Here is a 19,986-nt window from a genome sequence, read left to right on the forward strand (position 1 = left end):
GTTTAAGAATGCACATTCAAACACAGGTTCAACTTAAGCCTTTTAACACATTAAGTCTGGATGCCGTCGCATCACATTATGTCCGTATTCAATCTGTTGCAGATATTCAATCTGCATTGGACTTTGCCGCAGCAGAAAATCTGAATGTTTTGGTATTGTCAGGTGGTAGTAATATGCTTTTACCTGAACAGATTCATGCATTGGTGATGCATATGGATATTCAGGGTATTGAACGTATTTCAGAAGACGCAGATACATGTACCATACGTGTCGGTGCTGGACAGGTATGGCATGATTTTGTACTGTGGACGACGAAACATAATTTATTTGGTCTGCAAAACTTAGCCTTAATTCCAGGTTTAGTGGGTGCATCACCTGTACAAAATATCGGAGCTTATGGTGTAGAAGCTGGTGAGTTTATTGAGTCTGTGCAAGTTTATGACCGTCAAATAGCACAAAATATTAGTATTGCTGCGCAGGATTGTCATTTTTCTTATCGTCATAGTATCTTTAAAGAAGAGCCAGAACGTTATGTGATTAGTCATGTCACTTTTAAACTATTAAAACAGCCTGATTTGAAATTAAATTATGGCGATCTTAAAGCTGCAGTTGGTGTAGATCTGACAGCAGAAAATTTGCAAAATCAGGTCATCCATATCCGTCAAACTAAATTGCCAGATCCTAAAGATTATCCAAATGTAGGCAGTTTTTTTAAAAACCCAGTGATTAGTCAGCAAGCATTTGACCAAATTGCACAACAATTTCCAAATTTGCCCCATTACCCGCAGCCGAATAATGAAGTTAAGCTTGCTGCAGGCTGGTTAATTGACCAAGCAGGCTGGAAAGGTAAAACATTAGGTGCAGTTGGTATGTTCCATAAGCAAGCTTTGGTGCTTGTGAATTATCAACAAGCTAGTTTGCAAGATGTACGTGCAACGTATAAAGCCGTACAACATGATGTTTTTCAAAAATTTAACATTGAATTGCATCCTGAGCCTGTATTATTTGATACACAAGGTCTCATTTGCTCGCATCAAGATGAATGCTAATCATAGGACATAGGTTTTACTGAATGAATAAGACACATTGGATGGTTCGCCTTGTACAAATAGTCGCTGTGCTATTTGTACTGTTCGGCTGTCTAATGATTTTTATATATTCACCTTTCTATTCAAAGCTGGTGGTGAATGGGCTGAATTATTTTGTTCCTGTTGAGGTAAATCAGTTAGCAGCGCAAAGCCAAAAAATGGGGGCTTTGAGTGATGAGGATGGTTATGAACCCGGCTCGGATATGTGGATTGCACGTCAGGCCTATTTGAAGCTGATGGAGCAGGCGATTCAGTCAGATGAGCCACAGGACTTAACGGTCATTCAAGCGCGTTATAAAGCGTTGCAACAATTGATTGAAGAAGAGCAACAGAAAGAAAATGATCAGAAAGAAAAGCCGAAAGTTCCGCTGTTAAATACCGTTGAAATGTCTGCTTCGGAAATTCAAGCCGATAATCCTGCACAAAAAATGAAGGATTTACTTGATTTAAATAGTGAAGAAAATAAAGGTTTGATGACGCAGTATCTTGAGTTTTTAAAAACGCATGAAATTGAGCAAGCTGCATCTGAAGCAGAGCCGATTGATGATGCCACTTATCATGATTTGGCAAAATTACAGGGACAAAATCAACCTGTTAAACAGCCAACTGCAGAACCTTATGCAATTGTGGTATTGGGCGGTGGTTTAACACTGGATAAAAATGATAAAGATATTGTGGTTAATGACTATACCCGTTTACGTTTAGAAACCACGCTTGATGTTGAACGCCAGTATAAATTACCAATTGTATTAAGTGGGGTTGAAGCCCCCTATATGCAAGCATGGTTAAAGGCGCGTGATGTTGATGCCAAGTTACTTGAAGATCGCAGCATGAACACCTGCGAAAACTCTCGATTTAGCTCATTATTACTACAGAAAAAAGGCGGTGCGCCAACGGTGATTTTGATTACGGATCAATACCATATGCCGCGTACACGCCGTTTATTTGCATTAAATGGTATTGAAACCATTCCTGTGGAAGCACCGATGCCGACCTCACTTACAGCTTGGCGACCAAGTGAAAAAAATTACGATCATAGTCGCCGGGCAAATTATGAATTATTGGCCACCTTACGTGATGTTTGGTTTGGCTCTAGCGATTGTCGCGAGGTACCTTAAATGCCAGATATCCCATTTTTAAATCCCTCGATTTTAAAACAATTAGACCTTCCAGTTCCAAGCCGTGAACATACGCCTCAGTTGCTTGAAGCATTAAATTTAAATCGCAAATTTGAGCCGACCGTAGAGATTCAGTCATATCGTCGTTTATATGCACTTGATGCTCTAGATTGTGAACATTGGCAAGGCTATGTTGAAATGCCATTATTTAAAGTTCATGTTCAAGTATTTAAACCCAATTTAAAATCTGAAGACGAACAACTCAAAGGCACAGTTTTTCTGTTACATGGTTATTTAGAGCATAGTGGCATTTATCAACCGATTATTCGTGAGTTACTCGATCAAGGTTTTAGTGTACTGACTTATGATTTGCCCGGACATGGTTTAAGTAATGGTTCGCCTGCGAGTATTCAAAACTTTGATCATTATCAGCAAGTATTAGAGTCGGTGTATCGCTATGTTAAACATGCTGTGCAATTGCCGACACCTTGGTTGGGTATTGGCCAAAGTACCGGTGGGGCAATTTGGTTACATCATTTACTCGATTTTGCAGAACGTCGTGAAAATCCATACGTGGAGCGAGTGCTATTATTATCACCGCTGATTCGTCCAGCGAAATCGGCGTGGTGGCATAATTCGGTTGGACTTGGCATTATTCGCAGAATCAAGCGCGAAGTTCCACGTCATTTCCGTCGTAATAATCATAATCCTGAGTTCTTACGTTTTGTCCGTTTAAAAGATCCGCTACAACCTCGTATGATGGGTATGGACTGGATTTTGGCTATGTCAAAATGGATGCAGGAAATGGAAGCACGTCCTGCCTGTCGTATTCCAGTATGGTTAGCGCAGGGTGCTCAGGATCAAACTGTAGATTGGCGCTATAACATTGAATTCATTCGTCGTAAGTTTCGATTACAAACTTTACTGATGCTCGAAGAGGGCTCACATCAGTTAATTAATGAACGTGCTGATATTCGAGCGGCTTTGACAGGATTAATTCCGGCATTTTTACATGCACAGCCCAATAGTAAGTCTTACTATTAATTAATATTTTTTAGACATTCAGATAGTAAAAAAGAGGCTTTAAAGCCTCTTTTTTTATAGTTCATTGGCCGTCGTGTATGAATTAGAACTTTTCTAAACTCGCCATATTCCACATACGGAAATAAAAGTTTTCGTCATCTTTATTTTCACAACTTAAAAGTTCACCATCTTTGAGCCAAAAATGCAGTTGAGCATAATTTTTGATTTCACGATTATTAATGCGCTGTGCGAGGTGATGGGCACGTATATCCGCAGGATGCTGTAAACCTGCAGAAGCAATCAGTTCAGACAAGCCATGCATGGTATTTTTATGAAAATTAAAAACACGCTCAGCCTTAGTGGGTACATGAATGGCTTTTTGGCGGTCTTTATCTTGGGTCGCGACACCGACAGGACATTGGTTGGTATGGCAGCTTTGTGCTTGAATACAACCCACAGCAAACATAAAGCCGCGTGCAGAATTTACCCAATCAGCACCAATAGCCATGGTGCTAGCGATATCAAATGCACTGATAATTTTCCCGCTGGCGCCGACTTTAATTTTTGAACGCAGTCCTGCACCAATCAGTGTGTTGTTCACAAAGAGTAAACCTTCACGAAGAGGAGTTCCCATATTGTCAATCAGCTCAATTGGCGCGGCTCCTGTGCCACCTTCAGAGCCATCTACCACAATAAAATCAGGATAGATTTTAGTGTGTAGCATGGCTTTTACAATACTCATAAACTGCCAAGGCTGACCAATACATAATTTAAAGCCGACAGGCTTACCATTAGATAATTCGCGCAATTGTTGAATAAATTGCATCATCTCAATAGGTGTGCTGAATGCTGGATGGCTAGAAGGTGATATACAATCATGTTCGCGACTCACACCACGAATTTGTGCAATTTCTTCTGAAATTTTATCTTTAGGAAGAATACCGCCATGACCTGGCTTTGCACCTTGTGAAAGTTTAATTTCAATCATCTTCACTTGCGGAAGCTTGGCTTGCTCAGCAAAGCGTACTGGGTCAAATTGACCATCGATGGTACGACAACCAAAATAACCACTACCGAGTTCCCAAACAATATCACCACCATTTTCGAGATGATACGGACTAATGCTTCCTTCGCCAGTATCATGGTAGAAATTACCCATCTTGGCACCTAAATTCAGCGCACGAATGGCATTGGCACTCAAACTACCAAAACTCATCGCTGAAATATTCAAAATTGAAGCACTATAGGGCTGGGTACATTGTTCATTACCAATGCTAATCCGAAAGGTTTCAGGAATGGCGGGTACACACGGTGTAAGAGAGTGATTTAGAAAGCGGTAGTCATTTTGGTATACATCGACAATAGAGCCAAACGGTTTATCTGCATTTTGATTTTTTGCACGTTGATAGACTAGACTGCGTTGCATACGTGAAAAAGGTAATGCATCTTGGTCTGATTCAATAAAATATTGACGAATTTCGGGACGGAATTCTTCAAACAAAAAACGAAAATGGCCCATGATTGGGTAATTTTTTAAGATCGAATGTCGATTTTGTAAAACGTCATATAAACCTAAGAAGCTCAGCGCAATACTAATCACCCAAATCGTATTCAGTAAGGTTTCAGGGATAAAGTACTGAAGATAGTGCGGTGAATAGCCGAAATAAAAATTGGTAATCAATAAGGCAATAAAAATGCAGAGAAACCAAATAGAATGTCGTGAGAAAAAAGTATTTAAAAGTTTATGTCGAATGGTTTGTGCTGGACTTGGCATGTTTTAGACAATCTTATGAGCTCAGTTTCTACTAATTTGCCGAGTTTACATACAATGCTCAAGCTTTAATTTGTTGATTCAGTGTAGCTTTGTTCTAAAAATTGCGCATTTAGATGGGAGATGGCGTTTTGGGCATTTAGATATAAGAAAATATAAAAACTTGTTTAAGAAAAAATCTGCAAAGTTGATCAATTCTTGTTATTTCCATCTTTGCAACGCGGCCGCTATATTGATTTTACTTCCACTGAACGAGGTTTTTATTATGACAATGAAATCTATTCGATATAATAATTCAGACTTAGCTTGCTTATGTCAGTCTTAATTTATACGAATCATGAGAAATTCGTGCTATGGCATAAGGTTTTCAGCAGAGCCTTATGCACTAGTTCCAAATGGCATTAACCACAATAATCACAACAATATTCTAAAAAATTAGACAGTCCCATATTTGGGACTTTTTCTTTTAAAGTAAAAAGAAGATTATTGATGTGATTTTCTTCTAAATTAAGGCTAAACCACTGTAAAACTAAAACGGTTCAAAGTTTAGTCTTCTTCATTTATCTGTTGTACAACAATTGAAACTTCTTCAGGTTCAATCTTTTTCAATTTTTTACCGAAACTGCGTAACCACCAGACCAATTGAGATGTAAAGGGCACAGTTGCACTAACTTCAGCTGAACCGAATTCATTTTTATAAATGGTTTGATCCTTACTGAGTTGGCTTTCTTCAAAATACAACGCATCACGTTCAGACATGGTCAATTTTAATTGAATCATTTCAGTCGGTTTATTGAAGTCTACGCGGAAACCCAGTGCGCCAGAGTCAATATAGCCATCTATATCAAAATCAACAGGATGTAGCGCACGTGAATTTAATACAGTCGCTGACTTAAAACGGTGCAGGGCAAAGGTTTGAATGTCAGTTTTATCATGTCGTGTGCACACTAAATAAATAATCGCACCTTTTTGGACCAAAGCTAAAGGGTTGAGAATATAGGTTTTTTCTTCACTTTGTTGACCACGACCTTGATAAATACATTCCAATTGTTTGTCTTGTAATAAGCCTTCATAAATCGCTTGTTGTGATGCTTTATCAACCACCGGAGGAATGGAGGGTTGTGTTGCAGGAACGATACGGACACGGTTAATCCATTGGCGTACATTATTTTGAGAAGAGAGGCTACGACGTGCCAAATCGAACCAAGGATTCATCTCTTCAATGAGACTCGGTGGTAGTAAATGTTTGAGATGTTCTTCTACCATCATGAATGTAACCGCTTGCGAACTAGTCATATGCGGCAAACTCTGAATTGGAGCATCTGAGCGCCAACGCCAGCCTTGAGGTGTGGTTTTACTGCTTTCAATAGGGAAGCGAAGCGAAATTTGATTTAAATCACGTTGGATGGTGCGCAGGCTAATATCAATGCCTTCGCGATTTAGGATTTCCTGTAGTTCACGTGTTCCGATCCACTTACCTGTGGATAATCGTGAAAGAATTTGCCACTGGCGATAGAGGCTATTCGACGTTTCTTTTTCTTGTGAAGACATAATCTCAAACTTGAACTGATCTTGAAATGAATAAAATGATGCTGTTGGACACAATATGGAATCTTCATGTGTTTCGCAAGTCTTGAAATTAAAAAATAAGCTTTGACGCTGCTAAAGCATTTAGAAACATCTTGAGCAGTTTGATGCTGTACCCCTTACTGAATTTGATGCATAAATAAACAGATGAGCTGTGTGTAATGCCGTGGCATGTTTATTGCTTAATCTTATTTACAATAGATTACAAGAAACGTGGAGTTGCTATGCTGAAAGAGAACCGTAATACAACTTCGGATGGAATTGAGGGTTTGGGGGTGGAGCTTGGCGGTCATTTTACGACAGCACTTGCACTAAGAACATCACCAGTAGCACGAGGGTATGCGCTGTTTGATCAACTCAATTCAAATTTTTTTAATGAAATACGTGACAACAAGGCATTGAGTACTACAACTGCCCAACAACTTGAACAGTGGTTATCACATCATACTTTGGAAGAGCTCAAACAGCTAAATCAAGTGGCGAAACAACATTTTCTTTATGAGGGTATTACTTTTACGGTTTATGGTGAAGATGAAGGTATAGAGCGTACGATTCCTTACGATTTAATTCCACGTGTGATGGCACGTAAAGAATGGAATAATTTAGCTTTGGGCTGTGCGCAGCGGATAAAGGCGTTAAATTTATTTTTACATGATGTTTATCATCAGCAAGATATTTTAAAAGCGGGGATTATTTCTGAACTACAAGTGTTAACCCATGAAGCCTATCAACCACAAATGTATAAGCATTCTTTAAAGGGCAAAATTTATAGCCAAATCAGTGGAATTGATATTATTCGTGACAATAAAGGCGAATTTTACGTTCTAGAAGATAATTTAAGAACCCCATCGGGTGTGTCTTATATGTTAGAAAGCCGCAAAATCAGTCAAAAATTAATGCCTGAGCTGTGTCAGCAAAGCAATATCATGGGTATTGAGCAGTACCCGCAGTTACTGCGTGAAATTTTAGCTGAGAATGCTTATGTAGATAATCCGTTTATTGTTGTCTTAACACCCGGTCGCTATAACAGTGCTTATTATGAACATGCGTTTTTGGCAAGAGAGATGGATGTTCCCTTAGTGACATCACGTGACCTTTATGTAGAAAACGATAAGGTTTATGTGAAAACAGTCAAAGGTCGACAACAAGTTCATGTAATTTATCGTCGTGTGGATGATGCTTTTCTTGACCCGTTATGTTTTAAACCTGACAGTACATTGGGTGTAGCAGGACTCATGTCAGCTTATATGCAACATAATGTGGTTATTGCCAATGCGCCGGGTACGGGCGTTGCAGATGATAAATCGATTTATCCGTATGTCGATAAAATGATTCATTTCTATTTAGGTGAAAAAGCTATTTTAAAGAATGTGCCAACCTATCAGTGTCGCGAGCAGCATGATTTAGATTATGTTTTGGCCAACATGGAGCAACTTGTGGTGAAAGAAGCACAGGGTTCGGGTGGTTATGGCATGCTGATTGGCCCACAAGCATCAGCACAAGAAGTGAATCTATTTAAAGATAAAGTCGCTGCAGCACCACATTTATATATTGCCCAACCGACATTGGATTTGTCTGTCAGCCCGACTTTGTGTGAGGCAGGTATTTCAGAACGTCATATTGATCTTCGACCGTTTGTATTGAGCTCTCCATATCGCACTGAAATTGTGCCAGGTGGTTTGACGCGTGTCGCAATGCAAGCAGGTTCACTGGTCGTGAATTCATCGCAAGGTGGCGGCATTAAGGATACATGGGTCGTAGACGATTTACGCTCATAAGAACTTCAAAATAAGGAGCAACACGATGATTTTATTAAATAGTAACGCTGAACATATTTTTTGGTTAGGCCGTTATTTAACGCGTACACAATATTTATGCAGTTTATTCCCGTTTCAAACGTCTGATGATGCTGTCAATTATGCGCATGCATTTTGCTTACCTGCTTTTGATGCGGCTTCTCTCAATGAGCTGGTTTTGAATCCAGAACAGCCAGCATCATTTTCCAGTCAATTTGAATGTGCGCGTGGCAATATTCAGGACTTGCGTGGAGTGCTTTCTGCAAAAAGTTATGCGGAATTGAATCAGCTTATTCGAAATGCCAGTGATAATCCTGGTTATATCTGTGATGTTGTCAATGAATGCCAAGAGGTTTTAGAAACTGAATCTGAAGATGTATTTTTATTTTTTAGTTTGGGGCAGTGCTTAGAACAATTTGATCGTCAACTTCGTATGCATCAGGATACGCAAACGACACTATCTAAAATTGAACATATTGTGAGTGCATTAGTTTCACAAGGTTGGGATAGTTTAGATGACGCATGGTTAAAATTAAAAGCTGAGCCAAATAGTCAAAATTTTTATCATTTTAGTGACTATATTCAAAACCTATTTGAGGTGAATATATGAAATTAATGGTTAACCATCAAACACATTATTTTTACAGTGATCTGGTAAATAGCAGTATTCAATACATCAAAATGACGCCATCAACCAATTCACATCAATGTGTCAAACATTGGGATGTGAGTGTACCAGGCGTGCGTGAAATGAAACTGGATGCATTTCGTAATGTGTGGTTGACCACAACTCAACGTAAGCCATATCAGCAGATGACCATCATGGCGCAAGGAATTGTGGAAATGAATCCCAATAAGCCTGATGGGGTACAGGATGACCTCAATCCAAATCTGTTTTTACAGCCTACTTTAAGCACCATGTGTGATACAGACATGAAAAGTTTCGCCGATTGTTATGTGCCTAGAATCAATCGTGCCAACCTCATTCGTTTATCTGAGGCAATTTTGGAGCATATTCCTTATGTCTCAAATCAAACGTCTGTACATACGTCAGCTATTGAGGCTTTTCAGCGTCGTCAGGGGGTATGTCAAGATCATAGCCATGTCATGATAGCGATGTGTAAATATTTAGGTATTCCTGCACGTTATGTATCAGGTTATTTATATGTACCAAATACGGCTCACCTTGCGAGTCATGCATGGGTAGAAGCGTATTTAAATGATACATGGTATTGTTTTGATACAAGTAATCAGTTGTTTACACCACAATCACACATTTATGTTGCTGTTGGACGGGATTACTGGGATGTAGCTCCTGTACGCGGTGTACGTGATAAAGGCGGCGTTGAGTCAATGAACTCAATTGTTCAGGTGTTGGGCTGTTAATCATTTAGAGGGAAAAAGATGACTTATTGTTGTGCATTACGTTTACAGGATGGCATGGTATTTATTAGTGATACACGTACCAATGCAGGTGTTGATCATATTTCTGTTTTTCGTAAATTATATACTTTTGGGGTGCCTGGCGAGCGTTTTATTGCCATACAAACCTCGGGTAATTTAGCGACAACACAAGCGGTCATCGGACATTTAAAAAATCAACTTGAAGTGAAGCAAGAGCCAAATTTATACAGTGTAAATACCATGTTCGAAGTGGCTGAATTGGTTGGGCATACCTTAAAAAAGGTGATTGCCGATGTAACCTCAGATACGCTTGAACAGAGTAATTACTATTGTAGCTTATTGGTCGGTGGGCAAATTCAGGGTGCAGAAATGCAGCTTTATAACATTTACCCGCAAGGTAATTTTATTTGTGCTACATCAGATACGCCTTATTTCCAAATTGGTGAAAGTAAATATGGAAAACCGATTTTAGATCGGACGTTGCGATACGATATGCCCCTAGATGAGGCAATGCGATGTAGTTTAATTTCCTTTGATTCAACAATTCGCTCAAATGTATCAGTTGGAATGCCTTTAGATGCGTTGATCTATAAAAAAGATAGCCTTGAAATGCCAAATGGCAAACGTATTTATGAAGAAGATCCTTACTTCACAATGATCAGCAAAGGTTGGTCTGAAGCGTTGCGGCAGGGACTAATTGAATTGGCTAAACCGACAGAAGATTATTTTAATTAATTTATTTACTGACTAATGCTATGTTAAAACTGTATTAGAATCTGATAGTTCCAATGCAGTTTTTTTTCGGGATAAATAAAGATGAGGGCAGTTTAATCATGAAGCAACTCTGTTATGCAAGCTGTTCAACATCATCTTCTATAACATTGCTGGAAGATTTAAGAAATATACTCAGTGAAGCACGGGATTTTAACTATCGCAACGCAATTACAGGGGTGCTGTACTACGCAGATGGCTACTTTTTTCAGTGTTTGGAAGGTGAAGATCCAGTGCTTGAGTTGCTTGTGGAAAAGCTGCGAAAAGATTCTCGACATCGGGAGATTATGATCTATGGATTAAAGACCATTGATCAAACACATTTTACAGAATGGTCGATGAAATATGTTAGCAGAAGCAGCCATGCGCTTCAGTATTTGCATGAACAAGGGCAGGATAAATTTAGGCCATTTGCTTTAAATCCTGATCAGGTAGAAGCATTTGTAGCGTATTTGTATGATGCACAGCCTGATGAGGCTGCTTAAATAAAAAAGCCCAGAACAGATTCTGGGTTTTTTTAAGCATGATTCATTTATGCCAGTTTGCGGACAGGACGTGCACTCATACGGCAAAGTAATTCGTATCCAATCGTACCATTAGCTTCAGCTACATCGTCGACTAAGCGCTCTTTGCCCCATAGTTCAACTTCTGTACCAATCGGTGCATTGATATGAGTTACATCAATAGCGATCATGTCCATCGCTACACGACCAATTACACGTGTTTGTTGCCCGTTAATCGAAACATAGTTTTGTTTCGGGAAAGCACGAGGATATCCATCGCCATAGCCAATAGAAACGATAGCGAGTTGCATTTCTTGTTCAGCAATAAACGTCGAGCCATAACCAACAGACTCACCGGCTTGAATGGTATTTAAAGCAATAATTTCAGCAGTAAATGTCATTACAGGTTTTAGATCTAGTTCTGCAACAGTCTTGTCTGCAAATGGTGTTGCACCATACAGCATGATACCCGGGCGAACAAAATCAAAGTTTAATTCAGGCCATTTAAAAATCGCCGCTGAATTACAGCAAGAACCCATAATCGGTGCACATGCTTCTTTCACTTGTAAGAATTGATCACGCTGTTGATCATTCAAAGGGTAGTTTTCTGCATCCGCATTAGCAAAATGCATTGCCAGAACACAAGTAAAGCCTTCGGCTTTAAGTGAATTAATCACTTCAATAATTTCAGGGACTTTAAAACCAAGGCGGTTCATACCGCTGTTTAGTTTGACCCAAACTTTTAAGCCTTGAGCAATATAGGCATCTTTATGGGCACGTAACCAATCCAATTGTTGTTGGTGGTGCACGACACATTCAATTTTTTTATCGATGACGATTTGCATTTCATCATCTGAAAAAATCCCTTCAATCAGTGTAATTGGCTGTTCATAACCAAGTTCACGAATTTCTAAGGCTTCTTCTAGGCAGGCAACACCAAAGGCATCACTGCCTTTTAAGGCTGCTAAGCAGTCTTTAACTCCATGTCCATAAGCATTGGCTTTTACCATGCTTACAATTTTAGCAGTCGGGGCAAGTTGTTTGACACGGTTTAAATTATATTGAAGTGCTTCTTGATCAATATAAACTGTAGCTTGGCGCACCCTAAATACTCCTACAGGGTCGATGAGATAATTGATGATGAAGTGTCTTTACTCTTCATCATCATACTGAGCATAAAACTCAGGAGAGAGGTTACTAAATTTGGTATATTGGCCTTCAAAGGCTAGACGTACAGAGCCAATTGGGCCGTTACGTTGTTTACCAATAATAATTTCAGCTGTTCCAGCTTCTTTCGATTCTTTGTTATATACCTCGTCACGGTAAATAAACATGATCAAATCGGCATCCTGCTCGATCGCACCAGATTCACGTAAGTCTGACATGACTGGACGTTTATTTGGGCGGTTTTCCAGTGATCGGTTCAACTGCGACAGCGCAATAACAGGGCAGTTCATTTCTTTTGCTAAGGCTTTGAGGCTTCGTGAAATTTCCGAAATCTCACCGACACGGTTATCACCCATACCTGGGACTTTCATTAACTGTAAGTAATCGACCATGATGCAACCGAGCTTACCACCATGCATTTTTGCAATACGGCGAGCACGAGCACGTACTTCCGTTGGCGGTAGCGCTGAGGAGTCATCAATGTATAAGTTCTTTTCTTGTAAATGCACGATGGTACTGGTCACTTTAGACCATTCATCTGCATCCATTTTACCAGCACGTAAATGCCCTTGATGTACACGACCAAAGGAGGAAATTAAACGCATCGCAATGGAGTCGGCTGGCATCTCCATTGAATAAACCAGAGCGGGTAAGTTATTGTTAAACAATACACTTTCAACCAAGTTCATGGCGAAAGTTGTTTTACCCATAGATGGACGTGCGGCAACAATAATTAAATCGCCTGCTTGCATACCTGAAGTTTTATTATCGAGTTCAACGAAGCCAGTGGTTAAACCGGTAATACTGCCTTCCGTTTGTGATAGTTCATTTAACTTATCAAAAACACTAGCAACAACTGAGTTAATCGCTTTCGGCCCTTGGGCTTTGGCGTTGTTATTGTGTTGTTCAGCAATAGAGAAAATATTGGTTTCAGCTAAGTCTAAAATTTCACTAACTGTGCGACCTTTAGTGTCATAGGCATTTTGTAAAATTTCAGAGCTGACCTTAATCATATTACGTAAGGTTGAGAACTCTTTAATTTTGGCTGCATACGTTTCAATGTTATAGAAACTTGAAGGGGAATCTGACATCAATTGCATCAGATATTCTTCACCACCAGCAGCATCAAGTAGGTTTTGTTTAATCAGCCAGTCATTGACCAGCACAGCATCATACGGTGAATTTTCTTTCGATAATTGATCGATGGCTCGGAAAATATATTTATGTCGTGTTGCATAAAAATCAGCTTCTGTCAACACATCACCCACTTGCTCAAAAGACTCAGCCACAGTCATAAGTGCGGCTAGTACAGCTTGTTCAATGGCAAGATTATGGGGTGGGGTACGAAACTCTTTCAGCTGACCTTGTTCAGTCGGTTTTGCTGCTGAAGTTGAATTTTGCTTGCTGTTGGCATTCGCCTGTGACATAAAAATCCCTGATGATCAATTCACTGGATGCGGTAAAAAGTGGGGTTGAAAAATGTTGTTTCAACGCTTCATACAACCGAAATAATAGGCGTTTTATCCGCAATTGCGAAACAACTATTTCCGATTAAACCATGATTTCATGCATTGGATGAAGACTTGAAAAACAATAATTTGCTTAATATTTTTTATAAAGATAAAAAAAGAGCATGCCAAGGCATGCTCTTTTTTTTGCAGGAAATTACTCAGCTACGATAGTAACGAGAACTTCAGCAACAACATCATGATGCAATTGGATTGCGATGTTGAATTCACCAGTGTTGCGAAGCGCACCATTTGGTAAACGAACTTCTGCACGGTCTACAACAAGACCAGCATTAGTCAATGCGTCTGCGATGTCGCGAGTACCGATTGAACCGAATAGTTTACCTTCGTCACCAGCTTTAGCAGTAATAACGATGTTAACTTCGTTCAATTGGTCAGCACGAGCTTGAGCAGAAGCTAATACTTCAGCTTCTTGTTTCTCAAGTTCAGCACGACGAGCTTCAAAAGCAGCAGTGTTAGCTTCAGTTGCAGCAACAGCCTTACCTTGAGGGATAAGGAAGTTACGGCCGTAACCAGCTTTAACAGATACTTTATCGCCTAGTTTACCTAGGTTTTTAATGCGTTGTAATAAGATAATATCCACAGCTCAACCTCACTTATGATTGTCAGTGTAAGGGATCAAAGACAAGTAGCGAGCTTGTTTAATAGCTAACGCTAATTGACGTTGGTAACGAGCTTTAGTACCTGTAATACGGCTAGGAACAATCTTGCCGTTTTCAGTGATGTACTGTTTTAAAGTGTCGATATCTTTGTAGTCGATGTACGTAACGTTCTCAGCTGTAAAGCGGCAGAACTTGCGACGACGGTAAAAACGTGCCATGTTATGTTCTCCTTATGCTTCAGCAGAGTCTTGAGCTTGTTGTGCTTCTTCACGTTGAGCTTTACGCGCACGTTTTTCTTCAGCACTCTTAGCCAATAGTGACTCTTCAGTGATAGCGTTTTCACGACGGATGATAAGGCTACGAATGATTGCATCGTTGTAACGGAACAATTCTTCTAGCTCATCAAGAGTAGTTTGACCACACTCAACATTCATAAGAATGTAGTGAGCTTTGTGGATCTTGTTGATTGGGTAAGCCAATTGGCGACGGCCCCAGTCTTCAAGACGGTGGATTTGACCTTCAGCTTCTTTGATGTGAGTTAGGTAACGTTCTACCATACCCACAACTTGATCGCTTTGGTCTGGATGTACCAATAGTACGATTTCGTAGTGACGCATTGTCAGCTCCTTACGGTTTAGGCAGCCCCAACCTATAATTAAGTTGAAGCAAGGAGTCACAACCAAAGTTGTGTCGCATTAATTTGCGAAGCGTGAATTTTAGAGCGTTTAAGATTGAAATACAAGGTATTCAATAAAAAAGCCCTAAATAATTTCAGGATTAGTTCAATCAGGCTGACGAAGTAAAAATACGATATAGCCTTTGAAATTTCGGTCATTTGTTAAATGGGGTAGAGCTTGCCATTGCTCATGTTGTACCACACCAATTTTATTGGGCAATTTAAGTTTTGAAATTTTAGCTAAGTAACTTGCATAATTTGGGATGGTCGTTGAGCCTTGATAAGTTTGAATCGCAATTTCGTCAATATTTTGTCGAAGTAGTGCGAGGGTGGATTGATTACGAACATTCGTCCAATCTAATAAGCCGGTAATACTTAAAGATAGTGTTTCGGCAAATGCTGTCTAAATTTTGCAAGAAATTCGGCATATTGCTGAATATTTTGAGTACGTACATCAAAATAGATCTGTAAGCCTTGTATTTGATTGTCTTGGCTTTCCCACTGCTGAAGCCGCTGAATAATTTGTTGAATATTCTCCGTTGACCAATTTAAATGATGGCTACGAACAACTAACCAAATATTTTGATTAGTTTTTTTTAGGATTGAGATCCCTTGAGGACTAAAATACGAGCGTTTTTGGGCCCGATTCCAATTGATTTCACCTTGTAAAATATAAAGCTCTTTGGCTTGCTGTAAGTAAGTGGCGCTGCTGATATTTCCCCAAATCCAAAAACTTGAGTACTCCGAAGCATCTACAATTGTTTTATTTGTAGTTGAAGCTGTATGACGCTCTAAGTCTTTGGGTGACGTTTGTTGCGGCGTACAAGCACATAGTAATAGGCTCATGCATAACAAGGCACAAATGTTTATTAAAAATCGTGCTACATGTTTTGGCATAAATTTTACCAATAATATTTTAATGATTTTGCTCAGCCTGTATCAGGATAATCACGTTTTATTTGGTCATACCATTATTTACGAAAAGGTTTAGCAACATCTGAATCTTGACACTCATTGATGCCACTAGGTGCATAACATTGTATCGCACGAAATAGTGCATAAGCCGTTAATTTAGTTTTCTGATTTTGCTTGATAATCTCTTTATAGGTATTTCCACGGGCAAAGTCAGTGCCTTTAAAGCTAAGTAGAGAGTTGTCATGCGGATAACCTAAGTTAACAAGGTCATAGGCTTGTGAACTACGGCTATATTCTCCAAGGCAAAGTTTGAGTGGGAGTTCTTTTGGATTTATTTGGAGCTGTTTGGTTAATGTGAATAAATCAGGACATTGGACAGCGTTGCTAATCTTTGTTCCTTTCCAAAAGAAATTGGCGAACGGTGGTTGTTGATTAAATTTTTCCGGGGAGTTTTCACCTGAATGATATTGTGCTGAATTATTGGGTAATGCAGTAAAGGCTTGATTGAATAGTGGGTAATTTTGAAAAGCTAATGACTTATTCAGTACAGTATAGAGTGCTACATTTTTTTGATCTTGCGAGGCATTTGGACTTTTAATAACGTGCATTAAGCTAGTTTCGTTGGCAGCATCAATTAAATATTGCTTCTGTAAAAATGCTTGCTTAATTTTGGCATTTGAACCAATAAATTGGTTTAAATTTTGTTGTTTCGCATAGTGTGGATACAACATTAACTCGGCTGTATCACGTTGTTCAGCAGTTTTGCTTATTGCAAGCAAGTTTTCCCAATATTGCTGGGTATTTTATTCGACTGAGTATTTTCTAAAATTCGACCTTTTAAAAGCAACTGACTGAGTTGTAAATAGCTGTTCATACTATTTGGCATCGTCTGAGGTAAGTATTTAAACGCTTCCAATGGTTTATTTTGTACATAGTACAAATGGTTGGTTTGTAAATATTGAAAGAGTTCCGGTTGATCTTTAAAGATATTTTTCTGCGTATTTAATTCATTCCACGAAATAATCACATCATCATCCGCTTGTTTCTTTCGCATGTGCATCAAATCATAAATACTCAGAAAAAATGGATTTTTTAAATGTTTGATATTGAAATGTGAAGATTGAAAAACGTGTCGATCCATTTCATGAACTAGATTAGGCAGTTCTAAGTTGTAGACACTTGATTTGGGATTATTGAGTTGCCAAACATATTCGTTCACTAATAGATCATGCTTAGCGCTTAACCAAAAACTACGACGTAGATAACCACGCGCACTTGCGGCGTATAGTCCTTGAGGGTAGAGCTTAAAATATTGGGTAATTGTATTAAAAAAATTGGTGACTAACTTTTGATTGATTTTGCTGTGATCGAGATCGCCATATTCACCCACACCACTTTGATAGGCTTCATTGAGTGAGCTGCGAATTAACATATATTGAGATGTTTCTTTCAGCCAAGCAGAGTCGACTTGTGTTAATACGGTGTAAATTTTAGTAGCTGTGGAAAAGTTAGTATTATAAAAAGAAATAGTGGCGTTTAAATAAGATGCACATTGGCGAGCAGTAGAAGACCACCTGGGATTCACTTGAATCAATACTAATGTTTCTGCACATTGATCGATCTTTTGACGTTCACGGATCAAGCTTTGTTTTTCAGTTGCAGAGAGTTTAGCTTCAGCTTTCACTTGCTGAATAAATGCCTCAGAACCGTACAATAAACTACTACAATGTTCATTGTAGCTTAAGGCAGGGTTGTCTGTTACTTTTCGTGCATTCGGCGATTTATTCGCACTCACACTCAGCATACTTGATGCTTCAAAGGGCATCTTACTATACGAAGTCATCCATAAGGTCGATTTTGTTTCAGCAATATTTATTTTTGCTAAACCGAGATCGCTGAGCAAAAGAAGCATATTGACTTGGTTGTCATTTGCAGGGGTTAAGGCGGGGAGTGACTGGCAAGCCGTATATTGATTGCTCTGAACTTCTGTCGAAGGTTCACAGTAATTATTGACACCTGCTTGGTTTGATGTGTTGTAAAAAATAGAAAAAGGTATGAAAGAAAAAATAAAGCTTGATTGAATAATTTGTGTGAAGTGTTCATTTGCGCAGTGGTTTATTGTTTTTTGCGCAATAGTAGCAAGTCATTATTTTAAACAAAAGCGAGATGCAAAAAAAAGATAGAGATGACTCTATCTTTTTTAAAACAGAACGAAATTTGTTGCTGGCGCTGTGGAGGTAAAGCTAAAGCAAATACTGATTATTGTAATCAAAATTACAGAGAACAAGAAAAAGCGTTTTGCCCAAACTTGATCATTTTCAGCTTTGAAGCCCAATACACCAATATAAAACCAATAAATACAAAGTGCATTTAAAATAACCAAGTACAGCCAATTTGCATAACCAAATACAAATAGCAAATTCATGGTAATGGTAAATAAAACAACATAAATCAATGATTCAATTTTGGTACGTTGAATAGAGCGTGCCACAGGTAGAATCGGGATACCTGCATTTTTATAGTCATCGAAACGGTACACTGCAATTGCCCACGAATGTGGCATTTGCCAAAGTGCATATCCAATGAAAATAAGTAGCGCAGCAATATCAAACTGGTTGGCAACAGCGGTATAACCAATTACAGGAGGGCTAGCCCCTGAAATACTGCCAATCACGGTTTGATGAATTGTTGTTCGTTTTGTCCATAAGCTATAGAAAACAACGTATACGACAAAACCAATAACAGCAAAAAGGAAAGCGTAAGCATTTACCCAAAACCACAAAATGCCAAAACCTAACACACCGAGTACCAATGCATAAACATAAGCAACAGGTTCTGAAATGGTTTTTTTCACTAACGCACGATTTTGTGTGCGTTGCATTTTGATGTCGATGTCTTGATCAATAACATTGTTGACCACACATCCTGAAGCAACAACAAGGGTTGTGCCTAGAAGGGTAAGAAGCAGGAGAAGGAAATCTACAGAACCTTGAGTGGCTACAAAGTAGCCACCCAAAGTGGTAACGAAGTTACCAAAGAGAATTCCTGGTTTAGTCAGGAATAAATACTTTTTCAGCATGACGACCAGTTTAGATCATCATGTTGAAGTGAAGGTAGTTCATAATCCACACTGAACCTACTAAAAGAATAGCAATTGTGAGGATTGTATAAACAAATGCAATCACGTTCCAGCGTTGCTCTGAAGAAGAGTTCATATGCAGGAAGTAAACTAACTGAATAAGAATCTGAGCAATCGCAGTAATCGCGATTACGGCAACTAATAAACCACGGCTAAAACCACCTGCCATTACCATACCGAATGGAATTACGGTAAGTAGGACAGAAAGGATGAAACCAATCGTATATTGTTTAACGTTACCGTGAGCTGCACCAGCAGAGTTATGATCGTGACTCATTAGATAACTCCCATCAAGTAAACAACGCTGAATACACAGATCCAAACGATGTCAAGGAAGTGCCAGAACAAGCTTAGGCAAGCAAGACGACGAGTGTTTGGAAGTGTCAAACCATATTTCTTGATTTGGAACATCAACACAAGCATCCATACCAAACCAGAAGTTACGTGAATACCGTGCGTACCAACTAGAGTAAAGAACGCAGATAAGAACGCACTTGTGCTTGGGCCATGACCAGCATGAACTAAATGATTGAATTCATAAAGTTCCATACCAATGAAGGCTGCACCGAATACCCAAGTAACTGCTAACCAAGTTAAAACTTGATTAACATTTTTCTTGTATGCTGCAAGAACAGCAAAACCAAAAGTTACAGAAGAGATAAGAAGGGCGAAAGTTTCAGTTAAAACGAAACCTAAAGATTCACCAAATAGCTCTTTTGCACTTGGAGTGTCCACTGGAACGTGGCTACTTAATACAGCGAACGCGATGAAGAGTGTCCCGAAAAGAACCAAGTCACTCATCAAGTAAGTCCAGAAACCAAAGACAGTGATGTCAGTATCATCATGATGATGATGTTCGTCATGTCCGTGGTTGTCGTGATGAAGTACTTCAGCCAT

General features: G+C 39.1%; 19 protein-coding genes and 2 pseudogenes. 8 read left to right on the top strand and 13 right to left on the bottom strand.

Annotated features, from left to right (window positions below):
• The first annotated feature begins 8 nt into the window (after positions 1-8).
• Genes murB through FTV09_RS01875 form a run of 3 tightly spaced genes read left to right on the top strand, consistent with a single transcriptional unit; the run spans position 9 to position 3,250 of the window.
• Positions 9-1,049, top strand: a complete 1,041-nt coding sequence (gene murB / locus FTV09_RS01865; protein WP_180056518.1) for a UDP-N-acetylmuramate dehydrogenase — start codon at positions 9-11, stop codon at positions 1,047-1,049.
• A gap of 23 nt (positions 1,050-1,072) precedes the next feature.
• Positions 1,073-2,206 (top strand): YdcF family protein, encoded by a 1,134-nt coding sequence (locus FTV09_RS01870; protein WP_180056520.1) that lies wholly within the window; start codon positions 1,073-1,075, stop codon positions 2,204-2,206.
• Positions 2,207-3,250: an alpha/beta hydrolase gene (locus FTV09_RS01875; RefSeq protein WP_180056522.1), complete on the top strand. Its 1,044-nt coding sequence runs from the start codon at positions 2,207-2,209 to the stop codon at positions 3,248-3,250. It begins immediately after the preceding gene.
• An 82-nt stretch (positions 3,251-3,332) separates the two neighbouring features.
• On the opposite strand, the gene FTV09_RS01880 is transcribed toward FTV09_RS01875, so the two are convergent.
• Positions 3,333-5,003: an FMN-binding glutamate synthase family protein gene (locus tag FTV09_RS01880; RefSeq protein ID WP_067767344.1), complete on the bottom strand. Its 1,671-nt coding sequence runs from the start codon at positions 5,001-5,003 to the stop codon at positions 3,333-3,335.
• Between the two features lie 543 nt (positions 5,004-5,546).
• Positions 5,547-6,551, bottom strand: coding sequence for a YafY family protein (locus tag FTV09_RS01885; RefSeq protein ID WP_180056524.1), 1,005 nt, complete (start codon positions 6,549-6,551; stop codon positions 5,547-5,549).
• Between the two features lie 380 nt (positions 6,552-6,931).
• Here FTV09_RS01885 and FTV09_RS01890 point away from each other — a divergent pair.
• The 5 genes and pseudogenes from FTV09_RS01890 to FTV09_RS01910 form a co-directional block, all read left to right on the top strand.
• Positions 6,932-8,365: pseudogene (locus tag FTV09_RS01890) on the top strand (circularly permuted type 2 ATP-grasp protein); the annotation flags it as partial.
• A gap of 25 nt (positions 8,366-8,390) precedes the next feature.
• Positions 8,391-8,993: an alpha-E domain-containing protein gene (locus tag FTV09_RS01895; protein ID WP_067767336.1), complete on the top strand. Its 603-nt coding sequence runs from the start codon at positions 8,391-8,393 to the stop codon at positions 8,991-8,993.
• Complete coding sequence (locus FTV09_RS01900; protein ID WP_180056528.1) at positions 8,990-9,769, top strand: transglutaminase family protein; 780 nt, start codon at positions 8,990-8,992, stop codon at positions 9,767-9,769. The genes FTV09_RS01895 and FTV09_RS01900 overlap by 4 nt, the downstream gene beginning before the upstream one ends.
• Positions 9,770-9,787: 18 nt before the next feature.
• Positions 9,788-10,522, top strand: coding sequence for a proteasome-type protease (locus FTV09_RS01905; RefSeq protein WP_067767331.1), 735 nt, complete (start codon positions 9,788-9,790; stop codon positions 10,520-10,522).
• A gap of 98 nt (positions 10,523-10,620) precedes the next feature.
• Positions 10,621-11,043, top strand: a complete 423-nt coding sequence (locus tag FTV09_RS01910) for a BLUF domain-containing protein (protein WP_180056530.1) — start codon at positions 10,621-10,623, stop codon at positions 11,041-11,043.
• A gap of 47 nt (positions 11,044-11,090) precedes the next feature.
• Here the strand turns inward: FTV09_RS01910 and alr are convergent, their stop codons facing one another.
• From alr to cyoC, 11 genes and pseudogenes are all read right to left on the bottom strand, one after another.
• Entirely contained in the window at positions 11,091-12,164 is a 1,074-nt protein-coding gene (gene alr / locus FTV09_RS01915; protein WP_180056532.1) for an alanine racemase, read from the bottom strand.
• 48 nt (positions 12,165-12,212) lie between these two features.
• Positions 12,213-13,655 carry a replicative DNA helicase gene (dnaB, locus tag FTV09_RS01920; protein WP_067767323.1) on the bottom strand — a complete coding sequence of 481 codons (1,443 nt, stop codon included), beginning with the start codon at positions 13,653-13,655 and terminating at the stop codon, positions 12,213-12,215.
• A 238-nt stretch (positions 13,656-13,893) separates the two neighbouring features.
• Entirely contained in the window at positions 13,894-14,340 is a 447-nt protein-coding gene (rplI, locus tag FTV09_RS01925) for a 50S ribosomal protein L9 (protein WP_067767320.1), read from the bottom strand.
• A 9-nt stretch (positions 14,341-14,349) separates the two neighbouring features.
• On the bottom strand, positions 14,350-14,577 hold the full coding sequence (gene rpsR, locus FTV09_RS01930; protein ID WP_004278792.1) for a 30S ribosomal protein S18: 228 nt from the start codon (positions 14,575-14,577) through the stop codon (positions 14,350-14,352).
• A 12-nt stretch (positions 14,578-14,589) separates the two neighbouring features.
• Positions 14,590-14,976 carry a 30S ribosomal protein S6 gene (gene rpsF / locus FTV09_RS01935; protein ID WP_004696436.1) on the bottom strand — a complete coding sequence of 129 codons (387 nt, stop codon included), beginning with the start codon at positions 14,974-14,976 and terminating at the stop codon, positions 14,590-14,592.
• A gap of 165 nt (positions 14,977-15,141) precedes the next feature.
• Positions 15,142-15,881 (bottom strand): annotated as a pseudogene (locus tag FTV09_RS18280) (DUF3142 domain-containing protein).
• A 125-nt stretch (positions 15,882-16,006) separates the two neighbouring features.
• Positions 16,007-16,729, bottom strand: a complete 723-nt coding sequence (locus tag FTV09_RS17985) for a hypothetical protein (RefSeq protein WP_257222758.1) — start codon at positions 16,727-16,729, stop codon at positions 16,007-16,009.
• Positions 16,717-17,862, bottom strand: coding sequence for a hypothetical protein (locus FTV09_RS17990; protein WP_257222759.1), 1,146 nt, complete (start codon positions 17,860-17,862; stop codon positions 16,717-16,719). The genes FTV09_RS17985 and FTV09_RS17990 overlap by 13 nt, the downstream gene beginning before the upstream one ends.
• A 288-nt stretch (positions 17,863-18,150) precedes the next feature.
• Positions 18,151-19,029, bottom strand: coding sequence for a heme o synthase (gene cyoE, locus FTV09_RS01950; RefSeq protein ID WP_067767318.1), 879 nt, complete (start codon positions 19,027-19,029; stop codon positions 18,151-18,153).
• Between the two features lie 10 nt (positions 19,030-19,039).
• Positions 19,040-19,366 (bottom strand): cytochrome o ubiquinol oxidase subunit IV, encoded by a 327-nt coding sequence (locus FTV09_RS01955; RefSeq protein ID WP_067767316.1) that lies wholly within the window; start codon positions 19,364-19,366, stop codon positions 19,040-19,042.
• Positions 19,366-19,986 carry a cytochrome o ubiquinol oxidase subunit III gene (cyoC, locus tag FTV09_RS01960; protein WP_067767313.1) on the bottom strand — a complete coding sequence of 207 codons (621 nt, stop codon included), beginning with the start codon at positions 19,984-19,986 and terminating at the stop codon, positions 19,366-19,368. Before cyoC ends, FTV09_RS01955 begins: the two co-directional genes overlap by 1 nt.

The sequence above is a fragment of the Acinetobacter sp. YH12227 genome, assembly GCF_013417785.1.
GTDB lineage: Bacteria > Pseudomonadota > Gammaproteobacteria > Pseudomonadales > Moraxellaceae > Acinetobacter > Acinetobacter gandensis.